This is a genomic window from Wenyingzhuangia sp. 2_MG-2023 (genome assembly GCF_030548295.1).
GTDB lineage: Bacteria > Bacteroidota > Bacteroidia > Flavobacteriales > Flavobacteriaceae > Wenyingzhuangia.
In genome coordinates this window covers 1-238 of record NZ_JAUOSB010000184.1, presented here as the reverse complement: position 1 = coordinate 238, position 238 = coordinate 1, and the positions used below count along the sequence as shown (strand labels likewise).

Here is a 238-nt window from a genome sequence, read left to right as displayed (position 1 = left end):
GAACAGCCCAGTGCCTTGATTGCGCTGGTGGACAGGTTGTTTCCGAGCATGCCGCGAAATACGATCAGTGCAACGATCTGGGCCAGCAAGGCCCCTGCTGCATACACACCGAGGAAATCCCAGGCCTGAATCTGGCTGAAGTCCAATTGCGATACGGTGGCAAAGGTCAACGCCGGAATCAGGCAATACAGTACCAGCCTGGATAATACCGGCAGCATGTCCTTGGGGATAAAACGAC

The 238-nt window shown here is 55.0% G+C and carries 1 protein-coding gene; it reads right to left on the bottom strand.

What is annotated here, in order from left to right:
• Positions 1–238 (bottom strand): hypothetical protein (locus Q4548_RS17000; RefSeq protein ID WP_303457269.1); only part of this gene is annotated, 238 nt, incomplete at both ends.